We start from the raw sequence: 20,992 nt of genomic DNA, 5'->3' as shown, positions 1-20,992 counted from the left end.
ATTGGTCCCATTTTCTAGTTTGTTGATTTAACAACCAGTGTATCGGCTGATTTATCACGGAACATCTGGTTAAAGGCATCCACTTCCGAAACCAGTAACTGGTCACGTTCCGCTTTTGCTTCATTCCACTGTACTTTCAGATCGGCCAGTCGGTCTTTTGCTCCCTGTGTAACAGGAGGCGTCAGGCCGTTGACGACACTGGTCAACATGGAAATTTTAGCGACAAGTTTGTCAGGATAGTTCAGAACATCCTGGAAGAAAGTCCGTTCAGAGCTAAACAGCTTATCCTGCCATGCTTTCACAGCTTTTTCCAAATCATCAGCTTTCTGACTTAACTCATCATCGCCCTTCAGCTGTTCTTTCCGGGCTTTGATCTGATTCAACAGATCAGAAGACTTATCAATGGATGTAACAATCTCAGTGTAGAGAGACTTGATGTCTGCCATTACGGCTTTCTTTTCTGCCCACGCAGAAGCAGGCACATCTTGGCGTGGGTCGAACTCTACTGTCAGTGGCTGTGTCGTCACAGTCTCTCCGACTGTCAAACGCACTGTATAGTCACCTGGTATAACCCGTGTGCCGGACGCTTTGCCGTCACGACCCCAACCAAAGCCCCACTGACCTTTGATGCCAACGCCAGGGTTCGTATTCAGATCCCATACGGCTTTGTTAAGGCCAGACATTGCAGGTAGTTTGTAGCTGGTGCCACTACCACCACCTTTTGCCTTTTTCTCTTTTTTCGATTCCAGCTTTCTGACGACAGTGTCGCCTTCCAGTATCTCGATGGTGATGGTTTCATTCTCGCTGTCAAAGTCTTCTGGCAGCGTATAGTAAAGTACTGCGCCACTTGGTGGATTGTCAGCCTGTGGCCCTGATGCACGGCCGTAATACTGAACATCATAGGCAGTAGACGGTGCATGCAACTCTACTGAAGTGCCGCTATCCGCAGAAATTGCGCGAAGTGGTGAAATATCATCCATAATCCAGAAAGCTCGGCCTTGCGTGCTGAGGACTAGATCATTGCCGTGTACTTTGATGTCTGTAATTGGCACAATTGGAAGATTCAGTTGGAATTTTTGCCAGTCCGCGCCGTCATTAAAGCTGATAAACATGCCAAGTTCTGTACCGGCATACAGAAGGCCTTTACGATTAGGGTCCTCACGCACTACGCGGACAAAGGCGTCATCAGGTAGTCCTTTAGCAATGTTTTTATAGGACTTGCCGCCGTTTGTGGTCTTATAGATCAGAGGCGTATGGTCATTGTATTTATATTTTGCAAAGACGACATACGCAGTGTCCTCATCAAATGTAGATAGCTCAATACTATTGACCATACCTTCCCCGGCGCCTTTCGGCGTGATGTCGGTCCAGTTTTGTCCTCCATCACGGGTGACATGAACCAAACCATCGTCGCTTCCTGCCCATAGGATGTCCGCATTGTTATGGCTTTCCGCAAGCGCAAGAATAGTACCGTAGTTTTCAGATACTTCATTTGTGATTGGACGACCGCCAGGACCTAAAGTTTCCGGATCATTTTTCGATAGGTCTTTGCCCAGAATATCCCAGCTGTTGCCGCGATTATTGGAACGGAAGACATGGTTGCCTGCATGGTAGATCACACTAGGGTCATGCTTTGATACAAGTATCGGAGCATTCCAGTTGAAGCGATACTTTCTGTCTTTATCCCTTGGTGAGACGCCGAAGCCCAGTTCCGGGTATACGCGCACATCACGGGTAGAATTAGTGTCGATATCGAATTCGTCAATTTGCCCCAAATAACATCCAGCATAGATCAGTTTTGGATTGTTCGGGTCGAAAGCTACATGGCCACTCTCACAGCCGCCAACTGGAATAAAGTCTTCTGCACCAATGCCGCCATCAGGACCGCGGCTTAGAATGCCAACGGTAGAGTTGTCCTGTTGACCAGCATAGACACGGTAGAAGAAGTTATTATCTGCGTTTACCCGGTAGAACTGTGCAGTTGGCTGGTTCATTTGTGTAGACCAGGTCAGGCCGCCATTAAAGGTAACAGCACCACCACCGTCGTTAGCAACGCCCATAACACTTGGGTTCTCAGGGTTAATCCAGAGATCATGGAAGTCACCGTGGGTGCCTGTGATCCGCGTATCAAAGGTTTTGCCACCATCGATGGATTTAAAGAAAGCAGAGTTTTGGACATATACTGTGTCCGCATCCTGTGTGTCGGCAAAGATATGCATGTAGTACCAGCTACGGGCATATAGTTTGCGTTCATCATTCATCAGTCTCCAGTTTTTACCGCCATCATCACTGCGGTATAGGCCTGGCTTTTCTTTAGCTTCGACAATTGCCCAAACACGGTCCTTTTGAACCGGGCTTGCAACAATACCAATTTTACCAAGGAATTCGGGCAGACCGCCATCCAGTTTTGTCCAGGTCTCGCCAGAATCTACAGATTTCCAAAGGCCGCTACCTTTCCCACCAGAGCGCACTTCCCATGGTTTGCGCTGAGTGTCCCACATGGATGCGTACAAAATGCGTGGATTAAGTGGGTCCACACTTAGATCAATCGCCCCGGAATTTTCATCGACAAACAGTGTCTTTTCCCAGGTATCGCCACCATCGGTGGATTTATAGATGCCGCGTTCTTTGGTTGGGGCCCACGGGCTACCCTGCGCAGCGACATAGATAATATCGGGGTTGTTCGGGTCTATGTGAACTGTTGAGATCTGGCGGACATCCTCCAGCCCCTTATGTTCGAACGTTTTGCCAGCGTCGGTCGAGATATATACCCCGTCACCGTGCGCAGACGCGACGCCGCGGAATGGGCTTTCCCCCATACCGACGACAACGACATTAGGGTCGCTTTTAGCAACGGCAATCGCGCCAACGCTTGCAGTTTTCATGAAACCGTCGGAAATGATATCCCAGGACTGGCCAGCATTAGTGGTTTTCATAAGACCACCTACAGTGCCAACATAGTATGTTTCAACATTACCCGGTACGCCGGCAACGGCTGTTGCGCGTCCACCTCTGAAAGGTCCAATGTTTCGGTATTCCAGCGCCTGCAGTTGCGTTTCTGGCACATCCTTGGCCACAACATTTGCACTGACAGCCGTTAACAACAGACTGCTTGCCGACGCCAATAGCGCCGTACGGAATAGAGTTTTCATGGTTTAAGCCCCCCTTATTAGGTTTAAGTTACACGTTGCGTTTCTTCTTCCTTTTTTGCCACTTCTTGTAGTGTGGTAGGAAAAATAGATAAATACCAGTCAACCATAGTATAAAAAGCAGGATTCCAGAGGGTAAAAATATCCAATATTTTGCCCAATCAGCGAACCAACTACCATCGTGAAGTTTTTCAATTATGTCCGAACGTCTGTATTCTACAGCCAGAATTTCGGCTGTGTGAGTATCAATCTGGACCTCATAGTTTGAGGAAGATACGAATTTTACAGATCCCTTGCCGGGTTTCAGATCAGCTCTTTCAAGAGACGCCCAATCAGTAAAGCCAGCCTCTTTCACTGTCTTGGCTTTTTCAAATAAGACATGTATTGGCTGCATGGGGATTGCGTCACGGTTAATGCCCGTGGCTGTAGCGGGCTGGATCCATTCAATATCTTTTTTTAGAAGCAGCAAAATTCCTGTGACAAGCACTATCACGACTGGAATAGCAAAAATAATGGATCCCCAATGATGGATCTGGCGAAACAATACTTGCGGCTTCAAGTGACATCCCCAAACTTAGAACTAAACTCCCTATAGCGTGTACTATAGGTCGGACGACTTAATTGTAAAGTCGGTCAAGCACAGGATAATGAAATAATATATCATATTTTGTTTTTTCTTGACGAATTTTGCTGATTCCTTATAGGTCAACGGCGGAAATGGTTATGAGGGGGCTTTGTGGGACGTCTGTTATATCGAGTAGGTTCCGGGGTTTGTCTTGCAGGAATTTTATGTGGTTCGGCTTTGGCGCAGGACAAATCAGTTTTTGATAACCTGACCCTTGGGCTTCTTGCTTTTGCTGACACCACATACGGCAAAACGGACACAGCCTCTGTTAGTGAAACAGAACTTCGTACATTTCGTCTAAGAACAAATTACAAACTTACTGATGATACTCTGTTGCAAGGACAGTGGGACATTGCGGGCAGCAAGTTTGATATTAAAAAGCTCACAGCGCGGTTTGATAAAGCAATACGAGTTGAAATCGGGCAGATGCGAGCCGGTTTTGGAATGGCAGGCACAACAGGCAGTCCTTATACCATATTCAATAGCCGTCCGGCTTTTTATGAACTTACTGGTATTGGTCGGTCCATTGGTATTCAGGCATCTGATCAAACTAATAATGATTATTGGAGCGTAGGCGTTTTCTCTGGCCAACTGTTCGATGACGGTGAACAGGACTTTAGAAGCTATATTGCGCGTGCAGGCCACATGTTTAGGCTAGATACCACTGATAGTCCTTTGCTGGTTCTGGTTAGTGGCTCTCTTCGGCAACGTGCATGGTACGGCAATGGCGATAGCGGTTTGAAATATGATGCAAGCGCAAAAACCCGTGCATTCGGTGATTTTATTGAGCTTGAGACAAGAAGCCATTCAGACAGGTTGGCCGAACTTGATGTCGCCGTATCTACAGGGCATCTGTTAATGGTGGCGGAAGGTATTGTGCTGGATCATGATGCCGGTTCTATCATGGGCGGGTATGTTATGGGGAGCTACTTTTGGGGTGGTAAGCGCGGCATGGAGGCACCACAAGGCAAAGTCAATAAGCCCTATTTAGAGAAGGACAGCACAACGTCCCTTCCCTTCCCATTAGAAGTGGCAGCACGTTTGGATTATGCTAATGCCAAAGAAGAGATGTCTTCGGAGCAGTCAATCACATCTCTGGAGGGGGCGGTAAATATGTATCCCTCTAACTATTTAAAGTTCAGTTTTTCAGGTGGGCGATCTTGGGTGGATGGTATAGCTGGGCCAGATCATGTTAACGCGCTAACCGCCAGAGTTGTTCTGCTGTTTTGAGCAATAGTTTTGTTCGTACACTGCCGGTCACAGAAGACAGCGTGCGACTGCCTTATGCCACCCACTTAACAAATTTTGGCGTTCATCATTAGTCATCACAGGTTTGAAGGACTTTTCCATCGTGGCAGTTTTTGCAGCATCAGCTAGTGTTGGCCAGCGCCCTTCGCCTACTCCTGCGCATAGTGCAGCACCGATGGCAGTTGCTTCAAGCGATCGGGGAACCTCCACCCTGACGTCGCAGATATTGGCCAGAAACTGAGCAAACCAATCATTAGCGGCCATACCACCGTCTATGCGTATAATACCAGGCTTGCTGGCCCCATCCTTGATCAGGGCTGATATAAGATCATTGGTTTGGTAAACGACAGATTCCAGGCCTGCCCTGATAATATGGCTGGCCTTACTGTCCCGGGTGAGGCCAGTTATCATACCTCTGGCGTCTGCATCCCAGTGCGGTGCCCCCATACCTGTGAAGGCTGGAACAAAATACACACCATCAGTAGAACCCAGCTCAGAGACAATAGTTTCGCTTTCGCTGGCGGACTTCAATATTCCAAGGTCGTCACGCAGCCACTGGATGACTGTACCAGCATTAAAAATGCTGCCTTCCAGTGCATACGACCGTATTCCAACGGTCTGATAGGCAATGGTAGTTAATAAGCGGTTTTGGCTGTAAACAAGTTGTTGTCCTGTGTTTTCCAGTAAAAAGCAGCCAGTCCCATAGGTGCTCTTAATGCTGCCTTTTTGTGTGCAGGCTTGTCCAATTGCGGCAGCTTGTTGATCACCGACCATTCCGTAAATAGGCAACCCTGCTCCTGGCAGTCCGCTGGATATAGACCCAAAATTATGCGTATTGTCACAGATCTCTGGCATCATTGTTTTTGGTATATCGAACACATTCAACAGGTCTTCTGACCACGTACCCTGACGAATGTCGCATAGCATGGTGCGTGACGCATTGGTGGCATCTGTTTTGTGCGAGCCACCGTGGGTTAAGCGGTATAAGATATACGACTCTATGTTTCCAAAGAGAATGTCCCCATTCTGAGCCTGTTGCCTTAAGTCCGGATGAGTGTCCAGTATCCAGGCTATCTTTGTTGCAGAAAAATACGGGTCTAGCAGCAAACCAGTTTGTTCTTTGACGGCTTTCAAAAGTCTGGTGTCTTTTGATAATTCTTCACAGTGACTTGCAGTACGCCTGTCCTGCCAAACAATTGCTTTGTGAACCGGATGTCCGGTTTTTCTATCCCACAGAACAGTAGTTTCCCGCTGGTTGGTTATGCCTATGCTCGTGGGGGTGTCGCTGTCAGTTGTCTCAGACAATTGCTCAAGAACAGTTTTTAGACAGGTAACTGTTGCCTGCCATATTTCTTCGGCATCATGTTCCACCCAGCCGTTGGACGGGTAATACTGTTTCAGAGGAATCTGGTGAACAGCCTTCACCGTCAATTGTTCCGCATCAAAGGCAAGCACCCGTGTACTTGTTGTCCCTTGATCAATGGCTAGCAGGATTTCCCCCATACAACAGCTCCCCATGCTTTAAGATGCGTCCGCATTAGATTTAATTTCAGCAGAGTTGACGAAACTCTACTTCTGCTTCAGCCTAACAGTATGAAAGATTTTATCATTGATAAAGAGTATTGGTCCAATAAACTGGATTTGTTTGAGCAAGAGGTTCTGTCACTGGATGAAGCATCCCAGGATAGTAGAAAGCCTGTAGAACTTGATCAGACCTCCGTTGGCCGTTTGTCCAGAATGGATGCTATGCAAGGGCAAGCCATGAATTTGGCCATTGCTGCGAGAAGAAAGCAAAGCCTCGTTAAAATTCAGGCAGCCAGACTAAGACTGGAAGAAGAAGAATTTGGTTACTGTATCACGTGTGGTGATGATATTGCGGTGAAGAGGCTGGAGCTTGATCCCACAGTATCAGTTTGCACAAACTGCTCGAAGCAATCCTGATGTAGACTGTTTTTAGTCTGAATGCTCTTTGTCCCAAATGGAGTATTCATGATTGATGCTCCATTCGATCAGGTTACGATAAATATCTTCGATATATTGTTCGTTACCTTGCTCTTTACGTGCTGTTGCTATTGCTTTGGAAACAACGTCTTCAACACGCCAACTGTCTCTTACTGTATTGCGGTCAGCTTTAATGCGACCAGCTTCATTGATATAGTGAAGACGCTTGAGCAATAAGGGCACGATCTCCCGATCAAGGGCATCAATTTCCTCGCGAACTTCATTCATATTCTGGCAGGTTTTCACAGGTTTTTTCCGTTGTTTCTAGACAGTATTCGCGCCTGATTACCGGGCGTAGCCGTTAGGATCAAGAGACATTTTCAAAATATTGATCCAGCTTGTCCTTTTCTAAGCCGCCGAACAGCACTGCCTCAGCCTGCATGGCTTTGGGTAGCGAAGGCAGCAATATGTAGAAGCTGCGAGATTCCGCGGCTTTCTCCATGCCGTCAAGAGCGCGAGTGATCTCATACGCAGCTTCGGGCTGGTCAGAAAGACCATAAATCAATGCGAGTGTGCGCTGGGCGTCTTCTTTGGTCGGAGGGAATCTAAGCGGTGGCTGCAGCATGGCAACTGCGGTGTCAAAATTTCCGTCGAGCGCGAATGAAAGTGCTAAATGCTGCACGGGTTGAAGGGCGCTTGGTGTTATGGCCAAAGATTTATCATAGAAATCCCTCGCATTTGCGGACTGGCCGGTTACCTCTGATAGTCTTCCAGCAAGATCAAGCAGGAGAAAATCACCGGTTTCAGTGGGCATGCCGTCTTCAGTATGGATGATGGGTGTGTATTCAGCGTCGACTATTAGTTTGGTTGCAACGGCGAGCGCAGCATCAAACCTCCGCATGCTGGCATAAGTAAAAGCCAGTTGTCGTTTGATGGCTTTGTTTTCTGGGTGCAACCCTTCCAGTCGGCGTAGGATGGAGGCGGCTTCATCAGCGCGACCAGCGCTGTCAAGGACACGGGCAATTCCAAGCTGGGCCTTGATCATTTCGGGGGATTTTTGCAGGGCTTGTTGATACATGGATAATGCGCCAACATAATCCCCTGCACGTTCAAAACCCTTGCCAACCTCTACCAGTCCTTCCGGGTCTTGTTTTGCACCCATGCCGCTTACAACAGAATTCCGATCGCCGCGCGGGCCTGTCGTACAGGCGGTGACTGCAATGCAGAGTATCCCCAAGCTGATTATTCTTAGAATGTGCATTTTCATAATACCCTTCCACGCCCCTACCCTGTTCTTCATAGCTGTATAGCAAGCCGATAGGTACAGATAAATAAAATTTGATCCTGATTTTTATAGGTTGTTAACGTAGTTTGGTGTATTATGCACCTTGCTGAATGAATCTACTGATGTTTCTGTAGATGGAAGGAGTGCACTATGGATATTCAAGGTACAGCGTCTGCTGCCGGTCAGGTTGCTCAGTCCGCTGGTCGTTCCGGTTCGGAATCGGCTGTTAATGAGCGGAGAGAGTCTCAGGATTCTGAAATCGAACGGAAAGAAATTGAGCCGTCCGATACAGGAAGTGGTGTTGGCGAACGGGTGGATATTCAGGCATAAAAGACGACCCGGTCACGACTTACAATTTAATATTGTTGACCTTAGCCTGCTCATTAGAGCGGGCTTTTGTTATTGCTATGGGTTCATCTGATTTAAAAATCAGTATTTTGAGACTAGCGAAAAACCAATATGCTTTAGGATGACACCCGGCGTGATTGGCGAAAGCGGTGCTTTGGAAACATCTGCATAGCCGCGTTTTTCCAGGTCAGTGATATACCTTTGTGTAATGGTCGCTATCCTAAAGATATGCCCCTTGCCTTTTGGTGCGCGTGTACGAACACTAGTCAGCCAGTTTTTAGACCTGAAGAGCATCTGATCGAGGATGGGAGAAATATTCGTCAGTGTATCGCCTGACGACTGTGAAGCTGCCTTCTTCTGGTCCTGTGGCAGAAAATGTGTGTTTGCTGCTGCTTGCCAGATGCTGGCCCTGATGAGCCCGGTCATGGCAAAAGCCGCACCAATATCCTGCGCGTTCTGCAGATCGCTATCCGTGGCTTTTTCATTCTCAAGTAGACAAGCAGCTTGTAATATATCGCCGCCAGTTCTTTGGACATAGGTGATAAGTGCCTGCATGTCGACAGGACCATCAGCATAAATATCCAGGCGTCGTGCATCTATAATCTGGCTCAGAAGCGGTATAATCTTAGGTAATCGTTGTATGTTCGATACAGCAATTGCTACTGGATGTTCACGCACATGTCCGGCTGTAATCCCGTCCAGAGTTTCCTGCCACCAGGTCAGACGTATTTCCCCCAGGGTTGGCTCCGACGTTGTTTCCTTGGTTTTTGCCAGTTCCTGATTAAATGCATACAGAGCAAAAATATCATCGCGGGCAAAAGACGGTGCGAATAAGCACGCAAGATATCTGTCTGGATCTTCGTCTCTAACCAGATTTTGGCAATAGTCAGTTTTGATTTCGGTATGTACCATGAACGCACGTTTAGACCACTTTATAATGAAATCAAGGGAAACCTGTCCCTGCCCGTTATTTTTACCGAAATTGTTAGAAATTTGAGTTTCGATATTTTTCATAGTACACTTTGTTGCGACCCGGGGGCGGGTACTAAAACAAAGGGGGATTACCAAATGGGTTTCATTCTGGAAAATTTACGTAATACGGTTATTGCAGGCATAGTTGTAACTGTGGCCGTTGCTTTTGGTATAGCGACTAAAGACTATACATTCTTTTATGCCAGATACTTGCATGTGCTATCGGGCGTGATGTGGATTGGTTTGCTTTGGTATTTTAACTTCGTTCAGATACCGACGATGCCGTCAATCCCTGATGAGCTGAAACCAGCCGTTGGAAAGCATATTGCTCCTGCGGCCCTATTTTGGTTTCGCTGGGCTGCAATGGCGACATTGATTACAGGTCTGTGGACTGCACATGATGCTGGATATCTTGTCGCAGCGCTAACACTTGACGGCTCAGCACGTTTGATTGGTGTTGGAATGTGGCTTGCGATCATTATGTGGTTTAACGTTTGGTTTGTGATCTGGCCATCGCAAAAAATTGCACTGGGTATTGTAGAGGCCGAGGCAGATGCCAAACCAGCAGCCGCACGCCGTGCAATGCTGTTTAGCCGGACAAACACTTTGCTTTCCATCCCTATGCTTTACTGCATGGTCGGGATGTCGCATTAAATCATCAATAGATGCGAGCGTAACAAAAAAGGGGCTGGATATTTCCAGCCCCTACTTCATTTTCAGTCTTTGCTTAAACTAGCCAGCAGCTGCGAGATTAGCAGCCGCAAAGTCCCAATTCACCAGACTTTCAAGGAATGTCGCAATGTAATCAGGGCGACGGTTCTGGAAATCAAGATAGTAAGCATGCTCCCAAACGTCCATTGTCAGGAGAGGTGTAGCACCGTCAGTCAGCGGGCACTCAGCATTAGCAGTTTTAGTAACTTCAAGTTTGCCGTCCTTCAGTACTAACCAAGCCCAGCCAGAACCAAACTGCGTTGCACCTGCTGTCTTAAAGGCGTCTACAAAAGCGTCAAAGCTGCCGAAATCAGCGTCAATCTTTTCAGCAAGAGCACCGGATGGCTTGCCGCCACCGTTAGGAGCCATGCTGTTCCAGTAGAATGTGTGGTTCCATACTTGTGCTGCATTATTGAACACGCCTGCTTTGGACGCATCACCAGCGGTAGCTACCATAATTTCTTCAAGTGACTTGTCTGCGAGATCAGTACCTTCAATCAGGCCGTTCAGGTTTGTTACATAGGCATTGTGGTGTTTGCCGTGGTGAAAGCCGAGCGTTTCAGCTGAAATGTGTGGCTGGAGTGCATCAGCAGCATATGGGAGGTCAGGCAAAGAAAAAGACATAATAAAAACCCTTCTTAGTCAACGTGAATAAAGCGGTAGAAAGCACCGCAGAGAAAAGAGAAATATACGGTGTATATTTCCGAAATTTGATAAATTCTATGTAGGATTATGGATAGGGTTTTTCAACCTCTATTCCCAGGGAATCCTTTTTATGTTGCTGGGCCAGTTTGTAATAGTGCATGCCCATCTGACGATTGCGCGAAAGTTCCTTCTCGGACACCATGCGGAGAAACTTCGCTGGACGCCCTGCCCAAAGCTCTCCTCTGCCGATGGTCTTGCCGGGTGTTAGCATGGCGCCCGCAGCCAACATGCCGTCTTCTTCAATCGTGCAGTTATCCATCACGATCGCACCAATCCCCACAAAGCTGTAGTTTTTTAAATGACAACCATGCAACATAGCCATATGGCCGACTAGGACATGATCATCAATGCGTGTTGGATAGGTGCGGGTACTGACGTGAATAACAGTACCGTCCTGAATATTGGTATATTCACCAATGGTAATGTCGTTAACATCCCCGCGCAGTACGCAGTTATGCCAAACGCTGGACCCTTTACCAATTGTGACATTGCCTACAATCTGGCTTCCGTGAAAAGCGAAAGTATCCTCATGCAGAACAGGCCAATTCCCTGCGAAAGGGGTCAGTAGACCTCCCAGATCAGTTTCGCGCCTTAAGGGCCCAGAAGAATCAGCTTTGTTACCTGGCATAATGTGCTGGTTCCTTATGGGAACATTGGAGCCTGCAGCAGGCCAGTTGTTTCCGGTAGTCCAAACATAAGGTTCATATTTTGAATTGCCTGGCCGGATGAGCCTTTAACAAGGTTATCAATGGCGGCAACAATAATGGCTCGGTCACTTTGGCGGTCCTGGAATACGTTTAAGACACAGTGGTTGGAGCCGCGTACCATGCGTGTGGCAGGGGCTATCCCCTCTTCCAGTACACGTACAAAAGGTGAATTGGCATAAGTTTGTTCAAGCGTGCTACGCAGACTTTGCACGGTTTGACCATTGTTTAGCTTAACATAGATTGTCTCAAGCTCGCCCCGGTTCATGGGGACAAGGTGAGGCGTGAAACTGATAACAGTGTCAGCACCTGAGGCAACAGACAATTCCTGTTCTATTTCCGGCATATGTCTATGGTGACCAAGGCCGTATGGATGCATGGCTTCGGCAACTTCAACATAAAGGTTGCTTTCTTTAAGCGAGCGCCCTGCGCCTGATACGCCTGACTTGGCATCAATTATGATGTCTTTGTGGGATATTACACCGGCTCTTAGCGGCGGGATAAGGGCCAGCAGCGCCGCGGTCGGGTAACAGCCAGGGCATGCAACCAGTTTTGCAGTTTCGATCTGTTCTCGATAAATCTCAGGCAAGCCGTAGACGGCTTGTGGCTGTAATGCCGGGGCCTGATGTTCATGACCATACCATTTTGCGTAGGTTTCAGTGTCTCGCAGGCGGAAATCGGCAGACAGATCAATGATTTTAACCTCTGTATTGATCTGGTTGGCCAGATCATCCTGTCCTTCTGCGACCAGTTCTTCCAGCAAGGAATGTTGTACCGAATGCATTAGGCCATTGATGACCTGCTGACTTGTTGCGTGCGGAAGGGCACAAAAAACAACGTCCAGATCGACAGCAGGCCATTCAATATCATTAATGCTGATCATGTCTGGTAAGCCATATCCACCTAAGTGCGGATAAACGCTCTCAATAGGCAGCCCTGCCTTGCGTTCACCTGTCATCAAAACAATTTCTGCATTAGGGTGGGCCACAAGCAATCTGATTAAGTCTGCGCCTGTATACCCACTGGCGCCAAGAATTCCGATGCGAAGCTTTTTATCTGACATGATGATCTGTCCGTATTCTAAATGAGCGGGGCGTACAATGATCATTGTACGCTTGGTCGTCTGTTATGTGAACAAGAGAAATTCTGACTGTCCTATTGCCTATAACCAGCTTTGGTTATTTGGCAAAAGCTGATTAAACGTCAGGTGGCAACTCTGCCAGAGCTTCTTCAAGTTCGATAAACCCTGGCATACACGGTGACGGGCACATACGTCGGCCCAGTTCCACAGAAATCTGCGGTGCGTTCCCCTGCAGGTGCGATACGAGAACTACTTTCACCAGATTCATAAAGTGGCCATCCTGTGCAAGAATGAAATTCAGTCGGTTGGCGATTGGTCCTACGATCAGGTAGCCCAGGAAAATACCCAAGAACGTACCAACAAGGGCACCGCCTACCATAGCACCAAGGATTTCAACTGGCTCGGAAATCGCGGCCATCGTCTTAATGATACCAAGAACCGCTGCCACAATACCAATCGCGGGCAAGCCGTCAGCCATAGTTTGCAGGGCATGCTGTGATTCATGCTCTTCTTTGTGATGTTTTTCAAGGTCAGCATTCATGGCATCTTCAAACTGCATGGGGTCTTCAAAGCTCATTGTCATCATCCGGACATAATCACAAATGAATTCAACAACGTGATGGTCCCCCTCAATTTTAGGGAACTGATTGAAAATGCGGGATTCGTGAGGGTTTTCAATATGGGCTTCAATTGCCACAACGCCCTTCGATTTCATGGTTTTCGTTAAGAGGAATAAAAGACATAATAAGTCTTTATAGTCTTCGGGTTTCCATTGCGGTCCCTTGAAAACCTTACCCAGACCACCCATGACACCTTTGATAATGCCGCCGTCGTTGCCTGAGACAAAGGCACCAATCGCACCGCCAAAGATCATCATCAATTCATATGGTGCAGCCTTGATGATAATGTCGAATTTACCACCAGCGAGCGTAAAGCCGCCGAAGACCATGATCATCACTACTACAAGACCGATAATGAAAAACATACGTTATGTGCCTGCCTGTTGGAGCCCGTTTTTACTATTCCTACTTTTACATTAGGGGGATTTTTAATCAATAGTGTTAATAAAGAGTTGGTAATAAAGAAAAAAAGGGACCTGGATGGATCCCTTTTGTTTGATGTTTCTCGACTGATATGTATAGGGCCGATGCTGATCTAAATACCGCTTATTTAAAGCCTTCAGTCTCCGGATATTTAATCGAACATCCATATGGCTTGGTTGATGTTTCAGAGATAGCCTCACCAGCCTTCATGCTGGTCCATGCTTCCATGACATAATTTTTAGCACCTTCAAGCGTACTAACACGCGTTGATGGCTGATCGTCTATTGCACCCATATATTGAACAAGGCCATTTATATCGATCAGAAACATTTGCGGCGTTGTTTTTGCTTCATATGCCCTGCCGGTTACACCGGTCGGGTCAAAGAGAACCTTCGTGGAATACGCTCCGCGTGATGTGGTTAGTTCCTGTGCTTCTTCAGAAGTGACATGACCCTGTTTCCCGGGCGCAGATGAGATAATTGTCAACCACACTGCCCCGTCCTCTGTAAGGTCGCGTTGCAGTGTTTGCATGTTACCAGTTGCATAATGTTTGCGAACGTATGGGCACTGATGGTTTGTCCATTCAAGAATAACGGGCTTACCGCGATAGTCCGCAAGGGAGACAGTTTCCCCTGTCATGTCCTGAAGGGTAAAATCAGGTGCTGGCTGGCCCACAACCGGTCCACTGGCAGATGACGGCACACCTGATACAATAAAAAGTGCAGCGATTGATGCGGTTAGTATTTTTAGTATCTTCATTGGCCTGCTCCTTCAATAGTGTCGCGAATTATTCCAGTTGTTAACACTTCTGGCAAAATAACAGGTTCTTTTGATCCCGCGGGATAGTAAAGATAAAGCGGTACACCAGCCCGGCCATAACTTGCCAGTAAATCGGCAATCTCTTTATTCCGGTTTGTCCAGTCACCCTTCATTAGTTGAATATTGTTTTCCCTAAACAAGTCTATTGTCTGGTCACGAAAGAGAGCAACCTGTTCATTGACTTTACAGGTGATACACCAGTCAGCAGTGAAATAGACAAAAACAGCATCACCGCTCTGCAGCACGTCTTGCAGATTATTTACGCTGTATGAAAGAGTGTCGGTAGACTCAGTTTCTGTTTCAGTACTGCGGGGCTGCCATATAATTGCAGCGGTACAGAATATACCGATTGTGAGCGCAATAACCTTTAGGGCTTTTGAACGCCCTTGTTGCCATAGCCATACCGCAAATATGACCCCGACAATTGCTGCCAGTAATATGAATAGTGCGGCACTGTCAGATTGCTGGGTGAATATAAAAATCAGCCATGCAGCAGTCAGCAACATTGGAAATGCCATGCCTTGCTTAACTGTTTCCATCCATGGGCCTGGTCGCGGCAGCTTTTGTGCAATCGTATTGCTGTGACTTAAAAGCAGGAACGGGAGCGCAAGACCAAATGCCATCGCCATAAAGACAAGTATGACAACAAAGAAAGGTTGTGTCAGAGCATAGCCTATAGCAGGTGCCATCAGAGGGGCTGTGCACGGCGTAGCCACCAGTGTGGCCAGAACGCCTGTAAAGAATGCCCCTTTGTTTCCTGATTGACTGGTTAGCCCCTGCCCCGCGCCTTCTAGTCCTGTTTGAATATTAAACAAGCCCAGCAGAGATGCAGAAATTAACACCATGATCAGTGTCATTAAGGCTACAAAGCCTGGTTCCTGCAGTTGAAATCCCCATCCAATTGACGCCCCTGCAGCGCGAAGAACAAATAATAGGCCAACAATCAGAAGAAAGCTGATCATGATTCCTGCAGTATAGGACCAGCCCTCGGCACGGCGCTCTGCAATCGAATGATCACCTGTCTTGATGAAGGCAAATGCCTTCAAGGAAAGGATCGGGAACACGCATGGCATCAAGTTCAGGATCAATCCGCCCACCAGTGCAAACATCAGTGCTTGCCATAGGGGCAATTCGGGAACATTCAGTGCAGGCGTTGACGAAGTGACCGGACTATTATCTGTATTGAGTGTTGGTGCCGTGAACTTGGGCTCGATGGTGAAGCTCTGCTGCGTGTCGTCACTATAAAAAAGTTTTAGAACACCGGCGCCACTGTCTGGTAGCGGCGACCCATTGCTGCGACTGGACTGAAGAGTGACTGTTCCGTCTTCCTGAATGGTCAGTGTTTGAGGCGCAGCGTAAGATAGAACCCCTTCCTGTGCCGGGAAATAATAGGCATCTACTAACGTTGCTGTTTCTGATGGAGCCATCATTACCTTTAGCGTTACACCACTGTCGTCCAGTGATAGTTCCGTGTCATAGTATGATGGATCAGGCATTGCTGCCCGCGCCTGTGTAAATGTTTCAGTCACGCTCACATCTACTGCACCGTCACCGACGGGTATCTCCAGACTGACGTCTTTATACTGTGGGACACACTCTATTTCACAGACCAACCATTCGATACCACCTGACAGGACGATTGAACCGCCACTGAAGTCAGGAGAAATCGTTATTGGCAGTAAGTGAGTTGCTGAACCAGAATAGCCATAATTCATCAAGGGGCCAACCGGCAGTCGTTCTGGTGCAGGAAAGTCAGGGGACCCAATAGTTATTCCGTCTTGCGGTTGCCATTCATAGATTGGATGGGCCCCGCTATCGCCGGGGTTTTTCCAGTATGTGTGCCAATGCTCTTTAGGAGTGAATGTAACAGCAAGTGTAAAGGTCTGGCCTGGCTGTGCGCTACTGACCTCGGCAATTAGTTCAATATCACTATGCGTGTCGGCATATTCAACCGTACTCGCTTGCACGGTAACTAACGAGGCGCAAAGCAAAATCCAAAAAGTTCGCAGAACAGTATTTATCACCAGCCTTTACTCCAACAAGATACGCTTTACGGACGGTATATCACCGAATTGCTTGCCAGCATGTCACTTCTACTCACAGACTTGTGATAATGATTTCTAATCATTATCGGGCTTTAAACTTTCAAACGCCCCCATAGGGCCCGGAAATACGACAGGTGTTTCCAATCCATCATTTGCTACTGCTGTTACGCCAAAGAAGTAGTTGTCGATCACAATATTTTCCAATGTGACAGAGCGCTGGTTCAAGTCGACATATCGACTATAGCGCCAGTTCGCATCAGTCGTTAGTCGCCAATAAACACGAAAACCACGCAGGTTAGACATCTGACGTTCTTCCCAGGGCATATCCCAACTGATTGTAGTCGAAGGACGGACGGCACCCTTTAGTTGAACGTTCACTGGAAATGGTGGTGATCCTGCTATCTGGGCAAGGGTGGCGACATTCAGGGATGTCAGTTTCGCAGCATAGTTGAAGTCAACACCGTCTAGTGTATCACCGAACTTTATGCCATCTTCTGTCCGCAGGTCCTGATGTTGCCTGTTGTAATTTTCGTTGGTTTCCATAATGCGAACACCTGGCCAGCCTGCTTCGTTAAACGGACGGTGATGACCACCGCGACCAAACCGGTCCAAACGGTAAATCATCATGACATCCAGATTTGGGATATATCTGTCGGCAATCGTGTCAATCAGACGCGCAAGGTTTCTGCTGGGGCTGTCTACTTCCCCGCCAGAATATCGTCTTATTCTGGCTTCTTCTGTTGTCTCTAAAAATCGGGTGCCTTCAGAAAAGACACGGGCAGTAGTGTTATTAATCACCCCGTTAATTCCCTGAATATTTCCTATCATGTCATTATTCAGGACGCCCATTACGCGCCACTCCTGCGTCTTGGCATAATCTGCAAGAATTTTCCCGCCGAACAGGCCCTGCTCTTCGCCAGATAATCCTGCGTAAACAATCGTGCCAGGGAATTTAGTCTGACACAGAACGCGTAATGCTTCGATTGTGCCGGCCATGCCTGATGCATTATCATTTGCACCAGGACTATCATCTACACTGTTAAGGGGGGCTGACACTCTACTGTCAATATCTCCGGACATCATGATGACACGGTCAGGGTCCAAAATTCCTTTTTGTACTGCAATGACGTTTACAACTTCTGTCGGTTCTGGAATGCGACGTCCGGAAACAGTATCTGACACAGTGATGACATCTACATCAGCGACACAGGTTTCTGCTATTTTTTTAAATTCGGCTTCAATCCAGCGTCTTGCAGCGCCGATACCTCGGGTATTGGATTCCGTCTCGGACAGGGTGTGGCGGGTGCCGAAACCAACCAGTGTTTTGATGTCACTCTCAATTCGGTCAGCAGATACATCGCTGACCATCTTATGAATACGTTCGACTTCAAGGGGGGGCTGTGGCCCCTCAGATGACAGAACACTCGTGCAGGACAGCCCGAAAAGTGCTGGTAGTATGAAGAGTTTTTTCATGGTTTTGCCCCCATTCTTTGATCAAACGTTTGTATTTTGTTCGCTCGATTTAATTCGCTCTATGGCAGTGTTGTTTTGGAATATACTGCCCTGATCGTATCCTGTGCATTGGCAGACAAACAGCCAAGCTTCAGGTTTAAACGTGAATAGCCATCAATCATCGCCATAGTCAGCGCCTTCTTGACGTCGTCAGTCCTGCCGTCCAGTAATTGTACGGTGACATGCAGAAATGAATCAGGTTTGCCGCCAACCAGTGCCTGATCGAACCGCAACGTACGCACTTTGATATCTGCTTCGCCAAATTGACCAGATTCCATGGCAACATCATGCGCAGTTTGCATCAGTTTTTGTGCTGATTCCGACTTCTCGATATCAGCGCTATATTCAATGATAATATGTGGCATAACTAATCTTTGACAGTGATAGTGATGCGATCAGAATACACTGGCTGTGCATGGGGGGTATGGAATGCATTACCCAGCAGTAACTGGAGTGTGTGTTTCCCTTCTGGAAGGGTTATTGTGACCTCCGTTTGACCACCACCAAAATGTCGATGATTATCATCCATCGGAATTGGCTCAGACAGATCTGGCATCTCTGTATTTATCAGTAAGTGGTGATGGCCAGTATTGTCCTGCTCAACGCCGGCAGGTGCAACGCCCATGCCGTTTAAACCAAACCTGACTGTGAATGTTGAAGGAACGGTATCGCCGTCTTTGATGCCAATGAAATATACTGACGCTTTGTCATCCGCTGAAATGGTGGCAGATGTCATAAGCATAGCTGCTAAAATTAGTACTTTTTTAAACACTGTCTTCCCCTTTGTGCTTTGGAATTTTGTTGAAGGATATTCGCCTAGTATCGTTCAACAATTTGCAACAAAAGGTATAAGTAGTTTAATGCATCAGTACAAGTAGATAGCAGAATAGGCCCTAATCCGATCTATTATGGCCCTATACATAAAGAGAATGCTATCTAAGGTGAATGCATTTGAATGCTGCCAGGTGTGATCAGTAGTACGATATGCGTAACCGTCGTGAGCGAAGTGTCAAACAGCGGTACAGCCAGGCATCTTATTCCTGATAGTGGCAATGATGTTGAATGCTCCCTGGACGTCGCTAAAACAGGTTTCTGTGCCTCTACGGTTGCATCCAGCAAGCGCCTGCTTCGCCGGGTGAATGTATTGTCATTCATGTTGCTCAAACTGCTGCCAGTTAACTCGCCGTACATGATTGTGATTTTACTGCCAGAGACCTTGCTGATGAAATCTTTGGTTTTTCCTTCACTCGTATAAGCTACCTGAATTTTGGAAATAAACGGTAACAGTGCTTGCAGTGGCTGTGGTGAAAATGCGCTGTTTGCAATCCGGTCGCTTTTTGGCGCTTTCATACTGTCCATAATGTGAAGCAGGTTTCTTTCAGCAGGTAGGAGCGAGCTGCGACGTTCATTAACGTCATAGGATAGTTTAAATCCTGAAATCTTGTTTTTCAGGGTAGTAGCCACAGACTTTAATAGCGGAGGGACCATAACAAAGTACCAGCATTTACACTGCATTCCTTGAAAAATAATGGAAGCAGTATTCGTAAAAATAAATTGATATAAAAACAACAGAGGGAGGGTCGCCATAATAGCGACCCTCCCCCATAAATTTTGTAGTTCTGTTTGCGATTAACGCTTGGAGAACTGGAACGAGCGACGAGCTTTTGCTTTACCGTATTTCTTACGTTCAACAACACGGCTATCGCGTGTCAGGAAGCCAGCAGTCTTCAGAGCTGCGCGGAGCTCAGGCTCTGCACGCTGAAGTGCAACAGAAATACCGTGCTTGACTGCACCAGCCTGACCAGACAGGCCACCACCTTTAACAGTTGCAATAACATCGTACTGGCCAACGCGGTCTGAAACCTGGAAAGGCTGATCAACGATCAGGCGCAGTGTAGGACGTGCAAAATATACTTCCTGGTCACGGTCGTTTACAGTGATCTTGCCAGTACCTGGCTTGATCCATACGCGAGCTACAGCGTCTTTACGTTTACCAGTTGCGTATGTGCGGCCTTGCGCGTCTACGACTGGCTTACGCTCTTCAGTTGCACCAGCAGCCTCAACAGCAGCTTCACCAGTGATTTCTTTAAGGTCTTGAAGGTCTGCCATGATCCTTACCTCTTATTCTTCGGGTTCATTGCAGCAACATCCAGAACTTCTGGCTTCTGCGCTACGTGTGGGTGTTCGCTACCAGCATATACATGCAGGTTGCGCATCTGCTGACGACCAAGTGGGCCAGACGGGATCATGCGCTGAACGGCTTTTTCTACAACACGCTCTGGGAAACGACCATCAAGGATTTCGCCAGCAGTTTGTGACTTGATACCACCTGGGTGGCCAGTGTGACGGTAGTAAATCTTGTCGGAACGTTTTTTACCAGTCAGCTTTACTTTGTCAGCATTGATAACAACTACATTGTCACCACAGTCCATGTGTGGTGTGTAAGTTGGCTTGTGCTTTCCGCGGAGAACAACAGCAATCGCCTGCGCCATACGACCAAGTACCAGGTCTTCAGCATCGACTACGAGCCATTTTTTTTCGATCTCTGACGGTTTTGCAGAATAAGTTTTCATTGCAATACGCCTTGTTTTATAATGTCCGGAACAATCCGGCGTTACAGTCATGTGGTTTACCCACTGAATCAATGGCGCGAATATATGTATCTTTCAACAGAAGTCAATCACTAAAAAATGACCTTATTCCCGAAAAATACAATAAAATCAGAATGATAAAAAAGAGGTAATTAAATACCCCATCCGCAAACATGCATTTCTAGTGCTATGACAGTTGACATTTGTGTGTAT

General features: G+C 47.3%; 22 protein-coding genes. 4 read left to right on the top strand and 18 right to left on the bottom strand.

What is annotated here, in order from left to right; genetic code table 11:
* Window positions 1-14: 14 nt before the first annotated feature.
* Window positions 15-3,152 (bottom strand): WD40/YVTN/BNR-like repeat-containing protein, encoded by a 3,138-nt coding sequence (locus IE181_RS11960; protein WP_191253251.1) that lies wholly within the window; start codon window positions 3,150-3,152, stop codon window positions 15-17.
* 28 nt (window positions 3,153-3,180) lie between these two features.
* The gene (locus tag IE181_RS11955; RefSeq protein ID WP_191253250.1) at window positions 3,181-3,708 is read right to left on the bottom strand and encodes a PepSY domain-containing protein; all 528 of its coding nucleotides are present in this window, start codon (window positions 3,706-3,708) and stop codon (window positions 3,181-3,183) included.
* Between the two features lie 177 nt (window positions 3,709-3,885).
* Between IE181_RS11955 and IE181_RS11950 the strand changes: the two genes are divergently transcribed.
* Complete coding sequence (locus tag IE181_RS11950; protein WP_191253249.1) at window positions 3,886-5,004, top strand: porin; 1,119 nt, start codon at window positions 3,886-3,888, stop codon at window positions 5,002-5,004.
* Between the two features lie 27 nt (window positions 5,005-5,031).
* Here the strand turns inward: IE181_RS11950 and glpK are convergent, their stop codons facing one another.
* On the bottom strand, window positions 5,032-6,525 hold the full coding sequence (gene glpK / locus IE181_RS11945; RefSeq protein WP_191253248.1) for a glycerol kinase GlpK: 1,494 nt from the start codon (window positions 6,523-6,525) through the stop codon (window positions 5,032-5,034).
* Window positions 6,526-6,615: 90 nt separating this feature from the next.
* Here glpK and IE181_RS11940 point away from each other — a divergent pair, with 90 nt between their 5' ends.
* The gene (locus IE181_RS11940; protein WP_191253247.1) at window positions 6,616-6,963 is read left to right on the top strand and encodes a TraR/DksA family transcriptional regulator; all 348 of its coding nucleotides are present in this window, start codon (window positions 6,616-6,618) and stop codon (window positions 6,961-6,963) included.
* A 12-nt stretch (window positions 6,964-6,975) separates the two neighbouring features.
* Here the strand turns inward: IE181_RS11940 and IE181_RS11935 are convergent, their stop codons facing one another.
* The gene (locus IE181_RS11935) at window positions 6,976-7,269 is read right to left on the bottom strand and encodes a chorismate mutase (RefSeq protein ID WP_229819401.1); all 294 of its coding nucleotides are present in this window, start codon (window positions 7,267-7,269) and stop codon (window positions 6,976-6,978) included.
* Between the two features lie 61 nt (window positions 7,270-7,330).
* Window positions 7,331-8,230: a tetratricopeptide repeat protein gene (locus IE181_RS11930; RefSeq protein ID WP_191253246.1), complete on the bottom strand. Its 900-nt coding sequence runs from the start codon at window positions 8,228-8,230 to the stop codon at window positions 7,331-7,333.
* A 168-nt stretch (window positions 8,231-8,398) separates the two neighbouring features.
* Between IE181_RS11930 and IE181_RS11925 the strand changes: the two genes are divergently transcribed.
* Window positions 8,399-8,578: a hypothetical protein gene (locus IE181_RS11925; protein ID WP_191253245.1), complete on the top strand. Its 180-nt coding sequence runs from the start codon at window positions 8,399-8,401 to the stop codon at window positions 8,576-8,578.
* A 99-nt stretch (window positions 8,579-8,677) separates the two neighbouring features.
* Here IE181_RS11925 and IE181_RS11920 read toward each other — a convergent pair whose 3' ends face one another.
* Entirely contained in the window at window positions 8,678-9,508 is an 831-nt protein-coding gene (locus IE181_RS11920) for a phytoene/squalene synthase family protein (RefSeq protein WP_191253243.1), read from the bottom strand.
* Window positions 9,509-9,664: 156 nt separating this feature from the next.
* Here IE181_RS11920 and IE181_RS11915 point away from each other — a divergent pair, with 156 nt between their 5' ends.
* Window positions 9,665-10,222, top strand: a complete 558-nt coding sequence (locus IE181_RS11915; protein WP_191253241.1) for a urate hydroxylase PuuD — start codon at window positions 9,665-9,667, stop codon at window positions 10,220-10,222.
* A gap of 78 nt (window positions 10,223-10,300) precedes the next feature.
* Here IE181_RS11915 and IE181_RS11910 read toward each other — a convergent pair whose 3' ends face one another.
* From IE181_RS11910 to rplM, 12 genes are all read right to left on the bottom strand, one after another.
* On the bottom strand, window positions 10,301-10,903 hold the full coding sequence (locus IE181_RS11910) for a superoxide dismutase (protein ID WP_191253239.1): 603 nt from the start codon (window positions 10,901-10,903) through the stop codon (window positions 10,301-10,303).
* A 106-nt stretch (window positions 10,904-11,009) separates the two neighbouring features.
* The gene (locus IE181_RS11905; RefSeq protein ID WP_191253237.1) at window positions 11,010-11,612 is read right to left on the bottom strand and encodes a gamma carbonic anhydrase family protein; all 603 of its coding nucleotides are present in this window, start codon (window positions 11,610-11,612) and stop codon (window positions 11,010-11,012) included.
* 14 nt (window positions 11,613-11,626) lie between these two features.
* The gene (gene argC, locus IE181_RS11900) at window positions 11,627-12,751 is read right to left on the bottom strand and encodes an N-acetyl-gamma-glutamyl-phosphate reductase (protein WP_191253235.1); all 1,125 of its coding nucleotides are present in this window, start codon (window positions 12,749-12,751) and stop codon (window positions 11,627-11,629) included.
* Window positions 12,752-12,884: 133 nt separating this feature from the next.
* Complete coding sequence (gene motA / locus IE181_RS11895) at window positions 12,885-13,754, bottom strand: flagellar motor stator protein MotA (protein ID WP_191253233.1); 870 nt, start codon at window positions 13,752-13,754, stop codon at window positions 12,885-12,887.
* Window positions 13,755-13,935: 181 nt separating this feature from the next.
* Window positions 13,936-14,571 carry a redoxin domain-containing protein gene (locus IE181_RS11890; RefSeq protein WP_191253231.1) on the bottom strand — a complete coding sequence of 212 codons (636 nt, stop codon included), beginning with the start codon at window positions 14,569-14,571 and terminating at the stop codon, window positions 13,936-13,938.
* Complete coding sequence (locus IE181_RS11885; protein WP_191253229.1) at window positions 14,568-16,598, bottom strand: protein-disulfide reductase DsbD family protein; 2,031 nt, start codon at window positions 16,596-16,598, stop codon at window positions 14,568-14,570. Before IE181_RS11885 ends, IE181_RS11890 begins: the two co-directional genes overlap by 4 nt.
* 153 nt (window positions 16,599-16,751) lie before the next feature.
* The gene (locus tag IE181_RS11880; protein ID WP_191253227.1) at window positions 16,752-18,149 is read right to left on the bottom strand and encodes a M28 family metallopeptidase; all 1,398 of its coding nucleotides are present in this window, start codon (window positions 18,147-18,149) and stop codon (window positions 16,752-16,754) included.
* Between the two features lie 59 nt (window positions 18,150-18,208).
* Window positions 18,209-18,553: a 5-carboxymethyl-2-hydroxymuconate Delta-isomerase gene (locus IE181_RS11875; RefSeq protein WP_191253224.1), complete on the bottom strand. Its 345-nt coding sequence runs from the start codon at window positions 18,551-18,553 to the stop codon at window positions 18,209-18,211.
* Window positions 18,554-18,555: 2 nt separating this feature from the next.
* Window positions 18,556-18,960 (bottom strand): DUF4399 domain-containing protein, encoded by a 405-nt coding sequence (locus IE181_RS11870; RefSeq protein ID WP_229819400.1) that lies wholly within the window; start codon window positions 18,958-18,960, stop codon window positions 18,556-18,558.
* A gap of 164 nt (window positions 18,961-19,124) precedes the next feature.
* Window positions 19,125-19,775: a hypothetical protein gene (locus IE181_RS11865; RefSeq protein ID WP_191253222.1), complete on the bottom strand. Its 651-nt coding sequence runs from the start codon at window positions 19,773-19,775 to the stop codon at window positions 19,125-19,127.
* A gap of 42 nt (window positions 19,776-19,817) precedes the next feature.
* Window positions 19,818-20,297, bottom strand: coding sequence for a 30S ribosomal protein S9 (gene rpsI / locus IE181_RS11860; RefSeq protein WP_191253220.1), 480 nt, complete (start codon window positions 20,295-20,297; stop codon window positions 19,818-19,820).
* A gap of 5 nt (window positions 20,298-20,302) precedes the next feature.
* Window positions 20,303-20,761 (bottom strand): 50S ribosomal protein L13, encoded by a 459-nt coding sequence (rplM, locus tag IE181_RS11855; RefSeq protein WP_191253218.1) that lies wholly within the window; start codon window positions 20,759-20,761, stop codon window positions 20,303-20,305.
* Window positions 20,762-20,992 lie beyond the last annotated feature (231 nt).

The sequence above is a fragment of the Kordiimonas sediminis genome (genome assembly GCF_014656395.1).
In the GTDB taxonomy this organism is placed as follows: Bacteria; Pseudomonadota; Alphaproteobacteria; order Sphingomonadales; family Kordiimonadaceae; genus Kordiimonas_A; species Kordiimonas_A sediminis.
Note: the sequence above shows the minus strand (reverse complement) of the source record. Positions and strands in the feature narration are given on the sequence as shown.